The following is a 15,903-nucleotide window of genomic DNA, read 5'->3' on the forward strand; positions in this document are numbered from 1 at the left end:
CCCGTCCGGATCCAGGACCGCACAGCCCCGCCCCGTTCTTCCGCGGATCCTCCACCTCGCGTCATGATCATAGGGCTGTCGCGCGCGCGACATGAGCGTGCGGCAGCCGGGGCGACTCCCGGAAGCCGCACCGCGCGTACGCGGGGATCGCCCGCGGGGTCGAGTGCACGGTCACCCGCTCCAGCCCGAGCTCCCGGGCCCCGTCCAGAACCGCCCGGATGAGCCGCCCGCCCAGCCCGCCGTCGCGCGCCCCGGGTACGACGTACACGCACTGGAGATCGCCGGAGGCCCGCCGCGGCGCCCGCGGCGTGGGTACCCGCTGCACCACCGCCAGCCAGGCCATACCGACGACCAGGTCGTCACGCACGACCACCATGCACCGGTGCGACCCGGCGTTGTCCCGGGCCCATTCGACGAAGTGCCCCACGAATTCCCCGCGATCGCCGAGGTCCTCGCCGCCGTTCTCGACGAGCCAGTCCCATCGAAGTGCGGCCACAGCCGCCAGTTCGCCGGACCGGGCCGGGCGAATACTGATGTTCTCCATCAGGGCATTGTCCGGTCGGCGGCCCCGTCCGCCTCCCAGCGCAGCAGATCCCCCGGCTGACATTCGAGTACCTCGCAGAGCGCGGCGAGTGTCGAGAAGCGGACCGCCTTGGCGCGGCCGTTCTTGAGGACCGCGAGGTTGGCCGGGGTGATGCCGACACGTTCCGCGAGTTCACCCACGGACATCTTCCGCTTGGCCAGCATCACGTCGATGTCGACGGCGATCGGCATCAGATGACCTCTTCCAGCTCGGCCTGCATCTCGGCCGCCTCGATGTCCCGTGCGACGGCCTGCGCGAGCAGCATCCGCAGCACCAGCACGACCAGCGCGACGCCCAGCACGGCCACGACGACCCCGCACAGCAGCAGCACCACCCCCGGAGCGACGGCCTCCCCCGGCGCGAGAACGACCGCGAGCGCGAAGAGCAGCAGGGCGGCCGCCACGAACGCGCCGATCACGATGTGCACGTACCGGAAGGCGGCGGTGGAGAACACCGTCCCGCGGCGCACCATCGTCACCAGCCGCCACACACAGACCACGACGACCTGGGCCGTCACGACACCCAGGATCGTGATCACGAGGAGCGGGGTGCGCAGGTATGCGTGATGCGCGTTGAGACCGTCCAGATCGGCGGCCAGCAGCGGCACCATCACCCCCTGCACGAACAACGACCCGGCGAGCAGCACCACGAGCACCACACGCAACGCGAGCACCGCCGACTTCCCCATCGCCCCTCCTTCGATCGAGCCACGATGGAAATCTATCGAGACTCGATAGGCGAGGCAAGTGGCCGTTCCGGGAGAGGCTCGCAGTGGGTTGGCGCGGCGGTTCCCCCAGCACACATTCTGAACTGGGGGAACCTGGCCGGGGCGGTCCCCCGGGGGAGTGTCACCGACCCGGCCTGTTCAGCGGGTCCCCCTCGGGGCCCGCCTCTCACACCTCGGTCTACCGCGCGTACGGCGCGACGGTGATCCGGTCGATCAGCGGCGCGTAACGGGAGCGGAGCAGCACCCCGGGGAAGGTGTCCGACGCGTAGGTGGTGCCGTCGAAGTTCGGCAGTTCCTCGGAGCGGAAACCGATCGTGTTCTTCCCCTTCTTCAGCTGGACCGGGATGGTCAGCTCCCAGAAGTTGTTCTCGTGGAAGCTGTGCGGGAAGCCGACCCGCAGCGACTCGCCGCCGTTGACGCTGATGTCGGCGTGACGGGCGAGCGGGTCCGGGTTGTAGTGGGTGGCTTCGGCCTGCTCGGGGTTGGAGTAGCGGACGCGCACCGCGTACAGGCCGGCCCGGTCGGCGTCGACGGTGAAGGTCGCGGTGTTGCCGTTGCCGGGGTCGCCGCCGATGCCGGTGATCGCCGTGCCGTCGGTGGCCAGCGAGAGCGGGGCCAGGGTGGCCGAGCCCGCGAGCTCGGCGTCGCCCGCCTCGTACGTGCGCGTCGGCAGCTCACCCTGGCTCGGCGTGACCGTCAGGCGGTCGATCAGGGTCGTGGCCGAACCTCCGGTCACCGTCACCTTGTTGACGCCGCCGGAGAGGGAGACCGCCACGCTGTTCCTGCCCTTGGCCAGGCGCATGACGTCGTGGTCGTTGACGGAGAGCCGGGCGTTCGCGCCGCCGAGGGTGTCGACCTTGAGGGTGGCCTCGCGGTCGGCGGGTGAATAAACCCAGAACGTGGCGGTCTGACCCTTGGCGAGTCGGGCCGCGCCCGACCCGGTGGCCGCCCGCTTCGGCAGGTCGTAGACGGGACGCGCCCCGCCTGCCAGCCAGGCCAGTTCACCCTCGTACACCTGGGTGCCGGCCGAAGCCTCCGGGAGGGAGAGGGTCAGGCGGTCGACGATGGCGTCGCCCTTGGTGGCGCCCTTGCCGTCGGCGCTCTTCGCGGCGAGCGTCAGGGTGTGCTTGCCCTTGGTGAGCTTCACCTTGGTGTCGGCGTGGTCCCACACCACCCACTTGTAGCCCAGCGGCAGGTACATCTCCTGCTCGCTGTCCGCCTTGCCGTCCACGCGCAGGAAGACGTTGGTCGGGCCCTGCTCCTTCACCTTGTCGAAGGTGTTGAGGGAGTTGGCGAAGACGCTCAGGTCGTAGGTGCCGTCCTCGGGCACGTCCACGGTGAAGTCGAGCGTGACGTCCGAGCCGGTGCGCAGGCCGCCCACGTCGTAGCCGCCGGAGGTGTAGAACTTCGACACGTCGCGGGGCGAGCCCTCCGGGCCGTTCCTGGAGTAACCGGAACCGGTGTGGGCCGCGTCCTCCGCCTCGTACGAGGCGTTCCAGCGCACGGGCGGGGACTGCGTGCCCTTCGCCTTGCCGGCCGGGCTGAGGACGATCTCGTAGGACGAGGACTCCTTCAGCTTCGGCAGCGCGCCGTCGCCGAAGTCGACGACGACCTTGCCGTCGTCACCGACCTTCAGGTTCTGCTCCGAGAGCAGCTTCGGGCCGGAGTTGTCGCCCACCTGTCCGCTCCACTCGATCTCCTTCACCCAGGCGTGCACCCGGTCGCCGAAGAGCTTCTTCGGAACGTTGTCGAAGGTGATGTGGCCCTTGCCGGTGGAGCCGCCGAAGATCAGCCGGGACTGCTTCTTCTTCTCGTCGAGCGTGGCGACGCCCTGCATGGTGTAGTTCTCGCCCGGGAACGGCGGGGTCACCTTCACCGTGTGCCCGCTCATCGAGGCGTACGAGTTCAGCAGCCACCACTGCCCGTTGCCGCGGTTGGACTGCACCGCGGAGTCGGAGAGGTTGCCGTCGATGTTCCAGTACGCGATGTCGGCGTCGACCTTGGACTCCTCGATCGCGGACACCCACTGGATCATCTGGCCGGGGACGGAGGTGTGGTAGTTGAAGGCGTATTCGTTGATGTTGATGGGGAGTTGGGTGCCCTCACGGTCGGTGCCCTTGAACAGGTCCTTCTCCCAGGCCCGGTACTTGGCGACGCTGTCGCGCACCGCCTCCGGGTGGCTCAGCTCGTGCCAGGTGATGACGTCCGGGAGGGTGCCTGCGGCCAGGGCGTGCGTGAGGAAGCCCTTCACCTGGTCGTAGAGGATGCTGGTGTTGGGGCCGGCGATGCGGGCCTCGGGCATCTTGCTCTTGATGAGCTTGTAGAAGTCGTCCCAGGCTGCGAAGTAGTCGTCCGGGTCGTTGAGCCAGCTGACCTTGTTGTAGCTCCACTCGCCGGTGCCGAACATGTTGCCCTCGGGCTCGTTGAACGGCACGAAGACGACGTTGTCCTGGTACTGCTCGGGCAGCTGCAGGACCTGGTCGACCTGCCTCGCGATCTTCTCCCGGTAGAGCTTGAGCTTCTCCTCGGGAGTGTCGCCCGGCCACTGGTACGGGAAGCCGCGGTGGATGTCGGTCATGTAGATGTACACATCACCGTCGGTGGAGTCGGCCAGCGGCTTCACCACCTCCAGCGCGTCGGCACCGGGGTGCTGCGGGCCGTCCTGCGCCTTGGTGGAGACCGTGCGCAGGCCCATGCCCTCGATGAGGTTGTTGGTGGGGACGTCCGGTCCGTACACGCCGTAGAGGGTGCCGGAGGCGCCGCCGTGGAACTTGCCGGTGTCCGAGCCGAGGTCGACGGTGAGCTGCCCCTCGCGGACCACGGTGACGGTGGCCTTCACCGCGCGTCCGGCCGCGGTGCCGGCGACCGTGAACGTCCCCGGCTGGGCGTACTTGTCGCTCGGTACGGCGTCCCAGGTGACCGGGGTGTCACGGTCGTAGCCGTCGGAGAAGGTGGAGCGGACGGCGGCGGGGAGGGACGGGGCGGTGCCGGTCGTGGTGCGGACCTCGAAGGACGTCTTGGAGAGCTCCTGGAGCGTGGGCACGGTTCCGACCGTACCGGCCACCTGCTCGGGGCTGAGCGCCGAGTGCCACACGGTGAAGTCGTCGATCGCGCCCTTGAGCAGCGGGTCCGGCCAGAAGGACTTGCCGATGTATCCGGCGGCCGTGGCCGAACTGTCCAGCAGTTCCTTGGCCTTGACGTCGGTCGCGGCGGAGGAGACCGCCACGCCGTCGAGGTAGGTGGTGACCCGGCGGGCGGAGCTGTCGAGGGTGACGGTGACGGTCCGCCATCCGTCCGCGGGGAGCGCCGTGTAGCCGCTGACCTGTGCCTCCGCGCCGCCTCCGTTGGTGGTCACGGCGGTGCGCAGCACGCTGCCGTTGGACGGGGTGGTGAAGAGGTACTTGGTGTTGTTGGTGCCCAGGTCGAAGATCCGCTGCCAGGCGGACTTGTCGTCGCTCCACTTCACGCGGGCGGAGACCGTCAGGTCGGTGGCGTCGCCGAGGATTTCGCGGGGGAGGCGGACGTACGCGCCCTTGGAGTCGGGTGCGCCGCCGGGCAGAGCGAGCGCCTTGCCGCCGCCCGTGCCCTCGACGGACTGGGCGGTCGAGGCGTTCACCAGGCTCGCCGTCAGGCCGTTGCCAGAACTGTCGGTGATCCTGCCGGAGGCGAGGTCGTCCTGGTCGAAGGTGTAGCGGGCGGTGGGCTGGGGTGCCTCGGCCGCCTGCGCGGGGACGGCCGGTGCGGCCAGCAGGCTTGCCCCGAGGGTCAGTGCCACGGCGGCCGGGACCCGGCGCCGCGTGGATCTGTCAGCGGATGGCATGGATGGCGTTCCTCAATCGTCGAGTAACGGGTTCCGGTCGGCCCTCCTCGGTCGGCGTGCTCGTCGTACCGGTTCGATGCAGGCGCGCCAAGAGGAAGGACACGGATCGGGGGGTGGCGGGTGTGGCGGCTCCTCGGCTCGCGAGCGCGCAGCGGGCCCACGGCGGACCGGAAAGGTCGCTGCGTCGAACCGGTTCGGCGAAGCTAGCACCGGGACACCCGGCCAGCAATCCCTTGAACACGGGGATCTCGCGGTCTCACATGTCCGGTAGGAGAAGTGCGCCCGGGGTGTTGACAGGCGAGCGGACAGTTCCTACTTTCGCTGTCACGCGAACCGGTTCGACTGCCGGTCGTCCCTTTTCGTCCCCTGCCATCCCGTCCCGACCGGCGGACGATTCCTCGCCCGAGGTGTCGAACCGGTTCGATCTTCGTGCAAGGAGTCGCCGTGAACATCGGTGAGATCGCCCGGCGGGCCGGTGTCTCGCGGAGCACCGTGTCCTACGCGCTGAGCGGCAAGCGCCCGGTGTCGGACGACACGCGCCGGAAGATCCAGCAGGTCGTCGACGAGCTGGACTACCAGCCCAGCGCCAGTGCCCGCGCCCTGGCCAACGGTCGGACCAGCACCCTCGGCCTGGTTTTCCCGCCGGCCGGAAACCACTACACGGGGATGCAGCTGGACTTCATCGGCAGCGTGGTGGAGGCCGCCGCGGTCTACGACTACGACGTGCTGCTGTCCCCCAGCGGGGTGGACAGCGACCGTTCCTTCCAGCGGCTGCTGGGGGAGCGGCGGGTCGACGGCGCGATCCTGATGGAGATCAAGCTGGAGGACGACCGGGTGGACCATCTGGCCGCGGTGGGCTTCCCCTCCGTCACCATCGGCCGTACCGCCCGTCCCGAAGGCGGTTGGTGGGTAAGCCTGGACCACACCGCGCTGGTGGAGGCGTGCGTCCACCACCTCGCGGATCTCGGCCACCGCCGGGTCGCCTTCGTCAACCGTCCGGAGCAGTTGCTGCGGGCCGGATACGAGTCCGCGCACCGCGGCCTGGACGGTTTCACGAAGGCCGCGGCCGAGCGCGGGCTGACGGTCCGGACGTACTGCTGCGGGGACGACGCCACCTCGGGCCAGGCCTGTGTGGAACGGATCCTGCGCGACGACCCGGCCACCACGGCCCTGGTCACGCTGAACGAGGCCGCGGTGGGCGGCCTCTACCGGGGGCTGGCCCTGGCCGGCCGCCACGTGCCGCGCGACTTCTCCGTCACCGGGGTCGTGGCCGGTCACTGGGCGGAGACGGTGACCCCGCAGCTCACCGCGGCGAACGTACCGGCGGCCGAGCTGGGCCGGCTCGCCGTCGACCTGCTGGTGGAGCGGCTCGACCACCCCGGCGCGCCGCCCCGGCACCACCTCCTCACGCCGCCCATCTCCCTGCGGGCCAGCACCGGGCCCGCGGGAGCCACACCAGCCCCGGACGCCGGGCCCCCGGGAACCACGCCCGTCGCGGACGCCGGGCTCGACACAACACCCTGACCACATGCCCCGCGGGACTCCCCCGCCCTCACTCCTGCCCGCCGTCCTTCCCTGCCTCGCCGACCACTCGCACCGCACGTCGGCCGTCCGCGTGTCCGCCTCTCCCATAAACCCCGTGGCCTCGGCACCCCATGCCGGGAACGGCCTCGGCCTCCGCAATGCCAACAGTCTCGGCACCCGCATGCCAGAACAAAGGAACCCGCGATGAACAGCTTCTCCAGAGGGCGCCGCCTGACCGCCGCGGCCCTGACCGCCCTGGCCGTCGCCACCAGTGCCACCGCCTGCGGCTCCGGCTCGAAAGGCACCGGGACGAAGGCGGCGGACGACGGCACCTACACCGTCTGGGACCCGTACCCGCAGTTCGCCAAGGGCTCGGCGTGGGTGAAGCTGCTGGACGACTGCGGCGCCAAGGCCGGCGTGAAGATCAAGCGGACCGGCTTCGACACCAGCGACCTGGCCAACAAGACGCTGCTCGCGGCACAGCAGGACAACTCCCCGGACCTCCTCATCGTCGACAACCCGGTGGTGTCGACCCTGGCCGAGGCGGGCGTGCTCACCACCACCGACGACAACAAGCTGGACACCTCCAAGGTCGACCCCAACCTGCTCGCGGCCGGTCAGGTGGGCGGGAAGACGTACGGCACGCCGATCGGCGCCAACACCCTCGCCCTCTACTACAACAAGAAGGTCCTGAAGGAGGCCGGGGTCGACGTCGCCTCGGTCAAGGACTGGCCGTCCCTGACGGCGGCGCTGGCGAAGGTCGACAAGGCGGGCAAGAAGGGCATCACGTTCTCCGCTATCGGCACCGAGGAGGGCAGCTTCCAGTTCCTGCCCTGGTTCTGGGGCTCCGGCGCCAAGCTGACCGAACTCGACTCGCCCGCGGCCGTCTCCGCGCTGTCCCTGTGGAAGGGCTGGCTGGACAAGGGCTATGCCCCCAACTCCGTGCTCAACAACACCCAGACCACCAGTTGGCAGGAGTTCGCGACCGGCGAGTACGCGTTCGCGGAGAACGGGACCTGGCAGCTCGCAGGCGTCAAGAAGGCGGGCCTCGACTACGGTGTCCTGCCCATCCCCGCCTCCGGGGGAGGCAACGCCGCGGCCCCGACGGGCGGCGAGTTCGTCACCGTCCCGGTCCAGAGCGACACCGGCCGCTACACCACCACGCAGAAGCTCACGACCTGCCTGACCAGCACCCAGAACCTGTACGAAACCGACACCACCCTCTCCTACGTCGCCCCCACCACCGAGATCCAGGACAAGCAGGTGGCGGCCGACCCCGAGCTCAAGCCGTGGGTGGAAGCGGTCAGGTCGGCCAAGGGCCGCACCAGCGACGACCTGGGCACCAAGTACCCGAAGATATCCGAGCAGATGTGGAAGGCCGTCCAGTCCGCACTCAGCGGCTCCAAGTCCCCGAAGGACGCGCTCACCGCCGCCCAGTCGGCAGTCAAGTGACAGCTGACCAGGGCCTCTCGATGAGTCACACGACACGAGTGCCGCATCACCGGCCCGCGCCCGATCACAGCGGTGCGGCCCCGGCCGCACCGCCCCCGGCACGACGCCGCCCGAGCTCCCAGCAGTGGGCCGCCTGGGCCTTCCTCACCCCCGTGACCCTCTACCTCGTCCTCTTCTACGCCTATCCGCTGTACCGCAACATCGACCTGAGCCTGCGCAACTACACGGTCCGCTCCTTCGTCCAGGGCGACGCGCCCTTCACCGGCCTGCAGAACTACCGGACCGTCTTCGACGACCCGACCTTCGCCCCGGCCCTGCTCCACACCGTGGTGTTCACCGCCGTCTGCCTGGTCTTCCAGTACGCCATCGGCCTGGCGCTCGCGGTCTTCTTCAACCAGCACTTCCGGCTCTCCGCCACCCTGCGCGCGCTGTTCCTGGTGCCCTGGCTGCTGCCGCTGATCGTGTCGGCCTCCACCTGGTCATGGATGCTCAACAGCGACTCCGGCATCGTCAACGCGGTCCTGCACGCCGTCGGCGTCGACCCGGTGAACTGGCTGACCTCACCGTCCTGGTCGCTCACCTCGGTGATCATCGCGAACATCTGGATCGGCGTCCCGTTCAACCTGGTCGTGCTCTACAGCGGCCTGCAGTCCATCCCGGCCGGCCTGTACGAGGCCGCCGCCCTCGACGGCGCGGGCCCCTGGCGCCGGTTCTGGAGCATCACCTTCCCGCTCCTGCGCCCGGTGTCCGCGATCACCCTTCTCCTCGGGCTGGTCTACACGCTCAAGGTCTTCGACATCATCTGGATCATGACCAAGGGCGGCCCGGCGGAATCGTCCACGACCTTCGCCACCTGGTCCTACCAGCTCGGCTTCGGCAACCTGCTGCCCGCCTTCGGCCCGGGCGCGGCCGTCGGCAACCTGCTTGTGGTGGCCGCTCTGGTCTTCGGCCTGGTCTACGCCCGTGTGCAGAGAAAGCAGGCGCTGTCATGAGCCGAAGCGGCAAGCGCACCTGGGGCAAGACGACCGTCGGCGTCCTGCTGACCGGCATCATGCTCTTCCCGGTCTACTGGATGCTGAACGTGTCCCTCACACGCGACCAGGACATGCGCAAGAGCCCACCGGACCTGTTCCCCGTCAACGCCACCCTGTCCGGCTACCGCACGGTCCTCGACGAGCAGTTGCCCTACCTCGGCACCAGCCTCGTCATCGGCCTGGGCACCGTCGCCCTGACCGTGGTCCTGTCCGCCCCCGCCGGCTACGCGCTGGCCAAGCTGCGCCCGCGCGGCGGCGGCGTCCTCGGCTTCGTGCTCCTGGCCGCGCAGATGATCCCCGGCATCATCATGGCGATGGGCTTCTACGCCATCTACCTCCAGCTCGGCATGCTCCAGTCCGTCCCCGGCCTGATCGTCGCCGACTCCACCCTGGCCGTCCCCTTCGCGGTGCTGATCTTCACCGCGTTCATGTCGGGCATCCCCGGCGAACTGCTCCAGGCGGCGAAAACGGACGGCGCCGGTCCCTGGCGCACCTTCCGGTCGATCGTCCTGCCGATGAGCCGCAACGCCGTGGTCACGGTGTCCCTGTTCGCGTTCCTGTGGTCCTGGTCCGACTTCATCTTCGCCAGCACCCTGGTCAACGGCGGCGCGCACGAGCCGATCACCCTCGGCATCTACCACTACATCGGCAACAACAACCAGGAGTGGAACGCCATCATGGCGACCGCCGTCGTGGCCTCGCTGCCGGCCACGGTGATCCTCGTCCTCGCCCAGCGCTACGTCGCCGCCGGTGTGACCGCCGGCGCGGTCAAGGACTGATTCCAGGGACTGACATCCAAGGACAGACATCCACAGGGGCATCCCGAGGCACCCCCTCTCCCCCTGACGATCCCTGCTCGAGAAACGAGTGACACTTCATGACCGCCGACCGATCCGGCCCGGCCTTCTCCGTCCAGGAGATCCCGTTCAGCACGTACGGGTCCTGGTTCGACATCTCCCCCGTGGTGGCGGAGAAGATTCGCGCCGAGGACCTGCACCTCGTCTCGCACCAGAACGGCATGCACGCCATGCTGCGTCTGATGCCGCTCGACGCCGCGACAGGCGAGCGGGCCGAAACCCGAGTGGAGGCGACACCGGGCCTGCTGAGCTGGATCAGCGCGGTCGGCCGCGTCGATCTGGCCTACGAGTCACCGGACACCGTACGCCTGCGCGGCACCGCACTGCCGCTGCGCGTCGCCGCGGCTGCCGCCACCCTGACCCCCTTCAGCGGCACGTACTACTTCCGGGACGCGGCCGCCGACGCGTACGTGTTCACCTCGTACGAGACCGGACGCCGCTACCGCGTCACCGTGCTGTCCGGCACGGTGACCCACACGTACGGCGACCAGGCCCTGGGCAGCGCCGACCGCGGCCTCACCGTCGCCGCGGACGCGGACGGCCCCTGGGAGATCGCGGTCGAGGAACTGGACACCGCCCGTCCGCCGTACGCGTCGACGGTGACCTTCGGCAAGATCGTCGAGACGGCACGGAACTCCTTCGCGGACTTCGTCGACACGGTGGCCCCATGGCGCTCGTCCGCCACCCCGGCCGCCGAACTCGCCGCGTACGTCGTATGGTCCGCGACCGTGCGCCCCGCGGGACTGCTCTCCCGCCCAGGCGTCCTGATGTCCAAGCACTGGATGGACAAGGTCTGGAGCTGGGACCACTGCTTCAACGCCCTGGCCCTGGCCCCCGGGTGCCCCGAACTGGCCTGGGACCAGTACCACCTGCCCTTCGACCACCAGGACGAGACTGGGGCGCTGCCCGACTCCGTCACCCACTCCGAGGTCCTGAACAACTTCGTCAAACCGCCCATCCACGGCTGGGCACTCGGCCGGCTGCGCCGCAGCATGACCACACCGCCCGACCGCCCGGAACTGGCCGAGACCTACGACAGGCTGGAGCGCTGGACGAACTTCTGGCTCACCGCACGACGCGCCCCCGGCGCGGCGCTCCCCCACTACCAGCACGGCAACGACAGCGGCTGGGACAACGCCACCACCTTCGACCCGGAACGCGTGGTCGTCACTGCGGACCTGGCCGCCTTCCTCACCCTCCAGCTCCACGAACTCGCCGAACTGGCCACGCACTTGGACAGACCGGACGACGCCCACCGATGGAAGCAGGCCGCCGAAGCGACCCAGGCGGCGATGCTCGACGAACTCTGGACCGGCGACCGGTTCGTCGCCCGGGGCGTCCACAGCGGGAACACCTGGGACAGCGCCGGTCTCCTCGACCTGATGCCCATCGTGCTGGGCGAGCACCTGCCGGCCGGGATCAGCGGCGTCCTGGCCGACCGCATCGCGGCCCACCTGACCCCGCACGGCCTGGCCACCGAGCTGCCGACGTCCCCGCACTACCTCTCCGACGGCTACTGGCGCGGCCCCATCTGGGCCCCCGCCACGATCCTCATCGAAGACGGCCTGCGCCGCGCCGGCCACCACCGCCTCGCCGACGACATCAGCACCCGCTTCCGCACCCTGTGCGAGACCCACGGCTTCGCCGAGAACTTCGACGCGCTCACGGGCACGGGCCTACGGGACCGCGCCTACACCTGGACGGCCAGCAGCTACCTCCTCCTCGCGGAAGCAGCCGTGAGGAGCTGAGAGCCCGGAAACAATTCGGTCGGCGATGTCGAGAACCCGCGTCCGGCTCCGTCCCCGGGGTGAACGCGACCACAATGGGTCGCACAGCACCGAGGAGAACCACGATGGCCAAGTACCTGCTGCGCAAGCACTACCGCGGCGCCCCGGCGGCGGTCAACGACGTGCCGATGGAGCAGTGGACGCCTTAGGAGATCTCGGCCCACGTGCAGTACATGACCGACTTCGCCGCCCGGCTGGAGAAGACCGGCGAGTTCGTCGACGGTCAGGCGCTCGCCCCGAGGGCACCTGGGTCCGCTACGACGGCGAGGGGCGCCCGCCGGTCACCGACGGCCCCTTCGCCGAGACCAAGGACCTCATCGCCGGCTGGATGGTGATCGACGTCGACAGCCACGAGCGGGCCGTCGAGCTGGCCGGGGAGCTGTCGGCCGCACCGGGTGCGGGCGGCAAGCCGATCCACGAGTGGCTGGAGGTGCGCCCGTTCTACGGCACACCGCCCACCATCAAGGAGTGACGTCACCGATGGGCGAGGGCCTGCTCCGGAGCCTCACGCCGAGCGTGCTCACCGCCCACCGGTGCCGCCGACGGTCGGGCTCCTGAGTGGTCGCCGGTCCGCGCTGGACGAGGTCGGAGGCTCGGACGAACTTGCGCAGGCCCTCCTCGGCACCGGAGCCAGTGCCCCGGGGGGCCCTACTGTCAGCGCTTACCGACGATCTCCCTGCCGAGAGTGACGGACGACAGCCGTCATTGATCACGGCGCTACGACGTCTGTTCCGCCACCGCCCTGCTGCCGGCCCCCGTCCAGGCCTTCCGAGTCCCTCTCAAGAGGGCCTGCCTGCACGGGGGCATCGGCACCTGCAGCCCGTACGGGCGGCCCGGCCCCGCGGACCTGGCGGATCCGCCCCAGCAGCTCGCGCTCCGCCGGACGCTACTCGGTGCGCAGCGCCGTGGCCGTACGCGCCCTGGCGGCCCAGCCTGCCGGGATCAGCGCGCCCAACATCGCGATCACGACCCCGCCGAGCGCCAGCAGGAGCAGCTGGAAAGGCCCATACGCATCGAGGACAAGCGGCGGTAGGCTGGTGCCCACGGCACGCCCCATCACCGGCATGACGACGTGGTGCAGCGCGTACCCCGCAGGGACGCCGAGCAGCCCGCCGATCACGCCGACCACGGCCACCGAGGCGAGCACGAGGCTCAGGGTCTGCCGCGGCGACATGCCGATCGCTTTGCAGACGCCCAGGTCGTGGATGCGTTCCCGGGTGTCGAGGACCACGGAGTTGAGTACGCCGAGACCGGCCACAATGATCAGCATGAGGGTGAGCACCACCGCCATCGCGGCCATGACGAGGATGACGCCGTCCTGCCCCGACTCGGAGCCGGTCGTGGCGTCGCCCCCCAGCGGCTGTACGACCGCGGCGACCTTCCGGGCGTACTCGTCACCGGAGACGCCGGACTTCGTCTCGACGAGGAAGGTGCTGGGCTCGGCCAACGCGAAGTCGGCCATGTCCGCGTGGATCTCCAGCTGGCTGCCCGACGTGTCGAAGGACTCGCCCACGATCCGCAGGTTCGCGGTCTCCTTCTCGTAGGTCACCCGCACCGTGTCACCGAGCTTGGTGCTGGTCCTTTCCAGGAAGCGTGAGGGCACCACGACCTGTCCCTTGCCGGTGATCCAGTGCCCGGAGAGCATCTCGTAACTGCCGGGGCGCGAATCGCCCTCGTAGAGGCTGGCCTTGATCGATCCTGAGACCCCGGCCACGGCAACCTCGGTCTTGGCCTTGCCATAGTAGGACTCCGTGCCCGGCTGCGACGTGATGGCGGACCGCACCATCGCCGGGTCGGCGGCCTTGGGCTTCTTGGACGTGCTCGCAGCGCTGATCTCGGCGGGAGGCGGATCTCCCGCGTCGCCCCCGACAGGAGGCGGCGGCGGGGGAGCGACTTCGCTCGCCTTGGTCGTCGTGACGGTGACCGCGGCACGGTTCTCGGGGTCCTGCGAGGTGCCGATCGCCTTCAGGGACGAGGTCAGCCCCACCGCGAACGTCGCCGCGACTGTGCCGAACACCACCGCGAGCAGCATCGCGAGGGTACGTACCGGATGTGTGAAGGGGGTGGCGAGACCGTAGGTCACCGGCCTCGGCAGCGGCAGCATCCCCATCGCCCGGTGCGCCCACTGGCCGCGCCCCGTGCGCGGCGCCCGGCCGACCGCGAGGGCCTCGACCGTGCGCAGCCTGCTGGCCCGCAACGCGGGAATCAGCGCCGCGAGCCCCACGACGACCAGGGCGGCGGCCGGCACGGCAATGTCCACCCACCAGGCCACCGAGAGCGAGACGCCGCCGTACACCGACTCGGTGTCGGACAACAGCGGCACTGCCAGGAGGTTGCCCAGGAAGACACCCAGGGCGATGCCGACGACGGCCGGGATCAGCGCCTGGGCCACGTAGGCGCGTACGACCTCGCGCGGAGTGAAGCCGATGGCCTTGAGGATGCCGATCCTGCGCAGGCTGGTGCCGACCGCGCCACTGATCACGCTGCAGACGATGATCACCGACATCACGATGCCGAGCGCACCGAAAGCCATCACGAACGGGACGGTCGCCGCCGCACCCTGATCAGCGGCGCGCTTGGTGTCCAGCCAGGACTGGGTCCCGAGGAGCGCTCCGGACCCCACGGAGACGGCGAGCTTCTTCCGGCCGGCGAGGATCTGCTGCTTCGTGCTCGCGGAGTCGAAGCGGTAGAGCATCTGACTCGAGACCGGGTTGCCCTTCGATCCCAGCGCGTCGACCTGCGCGGGGACCGCCCAGGCGTCGGCGGTCTTGCTGGCCGACACGGCGAAGCCGACGATCGAAAGAGTCGGGGCGTCCTTGGCCTTCGACGTCTTCATGGGGCTGCCGATCCCGATGGCGGGCCCCTCGAACGACGCGTCGAGCACGATCTCGCCGGGCTTCTGCGCCCACCGACCCGCCTTCAGATCCACCCGGTCCACGGCACCGTCAGGACCGGACCGCCCTACCAGGGTCAGCGTCGGCAGCTGGAAGCCCGACCGGTCCACCGGGCGGACCGTCGTGGACGGGTACGGTCCCGCGCTCGCGGCGACGCCGGGCACCTTCCCGGTCTTCGCCAGCTGCGCCGCACTCGCCTCGGCCGGATCAAAATGCGCGGTGATGTGCGAGCCCTGCTGCTTCTTGAAGGCCTTGTCGAAGGGCGCGGCTGCGGCGACCATCAGCGACCCGGCGACCACGGCCGAGGCCACGGCCATCATCGTGGCCACGGCGATTGCCACGGTCTGCACCCGCCGTCGGTCGACGCCGGAACGTACGACCCGGCCCAGCGCGCCGGTACCGAACAGGCTCATCGGACGGCCTGCGCGTAAGAGTCGAGGGCGACGTGACCGTCGACCAGGTGAACGGTGCGGCTCGCGCACGCCTTCGCCAGCGTCAGGTCATGTGTCACCAGCACGATGGTCTGTCCGGCGCGGTGCAGATCCATCAGCAGATCGCGGACGTCGTGGCCCGAGGCGGTGTCGAGCGCACCAGTGGGCTCGTCGGCGAGCAGCAGCGCGGGCCGGTTGACCAACGCCCGGGCGACTGCGACCCGTTGGCGTTCACCTCCGGACAATCGGCCCGGGTAGGCGCGGGCATGCTCCAGGATGCCCAGCATCTCCATGAGCTCACCCGCGCGGGCCGCGGCCTTGCGCCGACTGGTCCCGGTCAGCTGGGCGGGGAGCTGAATGTTGTCGGTAACGGTGAGGTCGTCGAGAAGATTGAAGAACTGAAAGGCCATGCCGATGTGCTCGCGACGGAACTTGGCGAGGGCATGCTCGCTCAACTGGTCGATCCGTCGCCCGGCCACGATCACGGCGCCATCGGTCGGCTTGTCCAGGCCAGCGACAAGGTTCAGCAGCGTGGACTTGCCGCTGCCGGAAGGGCCCGTAACGGCAAGGGCCTCACCCTTGGCGACGCTGAGCGTGAGCGGTCCGAGCGCCGGCGCGCCAGCGCTGTCGTAGCGCTTCGCCACACCCTCCAGTTCGATCACTTGATGCATATCAGTTGTCCGTCCTTGCGGTCGCGAGAGGCACATGCCGTTGCCGGTCCTGCGAACCTAGAGGTGCCGCGTATGGGGCGCGTCGGCCGCGGAACCAACATCAGGTCCTTCCCGCGGAGGGTT

11 protein-coding genes and 1 pseudogene are annotated in these 15,903 nt (G+C 69.7%); 6 read left to right on the forward strand and 6 right to left on the reverse strand.

Features of this window, described 5'->3' with window-relative positions; translation table 11 throughout:
• Positions 1-67: 67 nt before the first annotated feature.
• The 4 genes from V8690_RS14035 to V8690_RS14050 all read right to left on the reverse strand — a co-directional run bounded on the left by V8690_RS14035 (position 68) and on the right by V8690_RS14050 (position 5,130).
• A complete protein-coding gene (locus V8690_RS14035; protein WP_338778891.1) occupies positions 68-544 on the reverse strand; it encodes a GNAT family N-acetyltransferase in 477 nt (158 codons plus the stop codon).
• Complete coding sequence (locus tag V8690_RS14040) at positions 544-774, reverse strand: helix-turn-helix transcriptional regulator (RefSeq protein ID WP_003990215.1); 231 nt, start codon at positions 772-774, stop codon at positions 544-546. Before V8690_RS14040 ends, V8690_RS14035 begins: the two co-directional genes overlap by 1 nt.
• Positions 774-1,271, reverse strand: coding sequence for a DUF2975 domain-containing protein (locus tag V8690_RS14045; protein WP_338778894.1), 498 nt, complete (start codon positions 1,269-1,271; stop codon positions 774-776). Before V8690_RS14045 ends, V8690_RS14040 begins: the two co-directional genes overlap by 1 nt.
• 217 nt (positions 1,272-1,488) lie before the next feature.
• Complete coding sequence (locus V8690_RS14050; RefSeq protein WP_338778896.1) at positions 1,489-5,130, reverse strand: LamG-like jellyroll fold domain-containing protein; 3,642 nt, start codon at positions 5,128-5,130, stop codon at positions 1,489-1,491.
• 444 nt (positions 5,131-5,574) lie between these two features.
• Between V8690_RS14050 and V8690_RS14055 the strand changes: the two genes are divergently transcribed.
• The 6 genes and pseudogenes from V8690_RS14055 to V8690_RS14080 all read left to right on the forward strand — a co-directional run bounded on the left by V8690_RS14055 (position 5,575) and on the right by V8690_RS14080 (position 12,256).
• Positions 5,575-6,654, forward strand: coding sequence for a LacI family DNA-binding transcriptional regulator (locus tag V8690_RS14055; RefSeq protein ID WP_338778898.1), 1,080 nt, complete (start codon positions 5,575-5,577; stop codon positions 6,652-6,654).
• Positions 6,655-6,858: 204 nt separating this feature from the next.
• Positions 6,859-8,106, forward strand: coding sequence for an extracellular solute-binding protein (locus V8690_RS14060; protein WP_338778899.1), 1,248 nt, complete (start codon positions 6,859-6,861; stop codon positions 8,104-8,106).
• Positions 8,107-8,126: 20 nt separating this feature from the next.
• The gene (locus V8690_RS14065; protein WP_338778900.1) at positions 8,127-9,098 is read left to right on the forward strand and encodes a sugar ABC transporter permease; all 972 of its coding nucleotides are present in this window, start codon (positions 8,127-8,129) and stop codon (positions 9,096-9,098) included.
• Positions 9,095-9,919, forward strand: coding sequence for a carbohydrate ABC transporter permease (locus tag V8690_RS14070; RefSeq protein ID WP_338778902.1), 825 nt, complete (start codon positions 9,095-9,097; stop codon positions 9,917-9,919). Before V8690_RS14065 ends, V8690_RS14070 begins: the two co-directional genes overlap by 4 nt.
• Positions 9,920-10,017: 98 nt before the next feature.
• Positions 10,018-11,745: a trehalase family glycosidase gene (locus V8690_RS14075; RefSeq protein ID WP_338778904.1), complete on the forward strand. Its 1,728-nt coding sequence runs from the start codon at positions 10,018-10,020 to the stop codon at positions 11,743-11,745.
• Positions 11,746-11,849: 104 nt separating this feature from the next.
• Positions 11,850-12,256 (forward strand): annotated as a pseudogene (locus V8690_RS14080) (YciI family protein).
• Between the two features lie 414 nt (positions 12,257-12,670).
• On the opposite strand, the gene V8690_RS14085 reads toward V8690_RS14080, so the two are convergent.
• Together V8690_RS14085 and V8690_RS14090 are read right to left on the reverse strand one after the other, a co-directional pair.
• Entirely contained in the window at positions 12,671-15,091 is a 2,421-nt protein-coding gene (locus tag V8690_RS14085) for an FtsX-like permease family protein (protein WP_338778906.1), read from the reverse strand.
• Complete coding sequence (locus V8690_RS14090; RefSeq protein ID WP_338778908.1) at positions 15,088-15,780, reverse strand: ABC transporter ATP-binding protein; 693 nt, start codon at positions 15,778-15,780, stop codon at positions 15,088-15,090. The genes V8690_RS14085 and V8690_RS14090 overlap by 4 nt, the downstream gene beginning before the upstream one ends.
• Between the last annotated feature and the right edge of the window lie 123 nt (positions 15,781-15,903).

The sequence above is a fragment of the Streptomyces sp. DG1A-41 genome, from assembly GCF_037055355.1.
In the GTDB taxonomy this organism is placed as follows: domain Bacteria; phylum Actinomycetota; class Actinomycetes; order Streptomycetales; family Streptomycetaceae; genus Streptomyces.

Bases quoted from the DNA above. Each gene is read 5' to 3' on its own strand.
- V8690_RS14035 (WP_338778891.1), bottom strand. From the start codon at position 544: ATGGAGAACATCAGTATTCGCCCGGCCCGGTCCGGCGAACTGGCGGCT.
- V8690_RS14040 (WP_003990215.1), bottom strand. From the start codon at position 774: ATGCCGATCGCCGTCGACATCGACGTGATGCTGGCCAAGCGGAAGATG.
- V8690_RS14045 (WP_338778894.1), bottom strand. From the start codon at position 1,271: ATGGGGAAGTCGGCGGTGCTCGCGTTGCGTGTGGTGCTCGTGGTGCTG.
- V8690_RS14050 (WP_338778896.1), bottom strand. From the start codon at position 5,130: ATGCCATCCGCTGACAGATCCACGCGGCGCCGGGTCCCGGCCGCCGTG.
- V8690_RS14060 (WP_338778899.1), top strand. From the start codon at position 6,859: ATGAACAGCTTCTCCAGAGGGCGCCGCCTGACCGCCGCGGCCCTGACC.
- V8690_RS14065 (WP_338778900.1), top strand. From the start codon at position 8,127: ATGAGTCACACGACACGAGTGCCGCATCACCGGCCCGCGCCCGATCAC.
- V8690_RS14070 (WP_338778902.1), top strand. From the start codon at position 9,095: ATGAGCCGAAGCGGCAAGCGCACCTGGGGCAAGACGACCGTCGGCGTC.
- V8690_RS14075 (WP_338778904.1), top strand. From the start codon at position 10,018: ATGACCGCCGACCGATCCGGCCCGGCCTTCTCCGTCCAGGAGATCCCG.
- V8690_RS14085 (WP_338778906.1), bottom strand. From the start codon at position 15,091: ATGAGCCTGTTCGGTACCGGCGCGCTGGGCCGGGTCGTACGTTCCGGC.
- V8690_RS14090 (WP_338778908.1), bottom strand. From the start codon at position 15,780: ATGCATCAAGTGATCGAACTGGAGGGTGTGGCGAAGCGCTACGACAGC.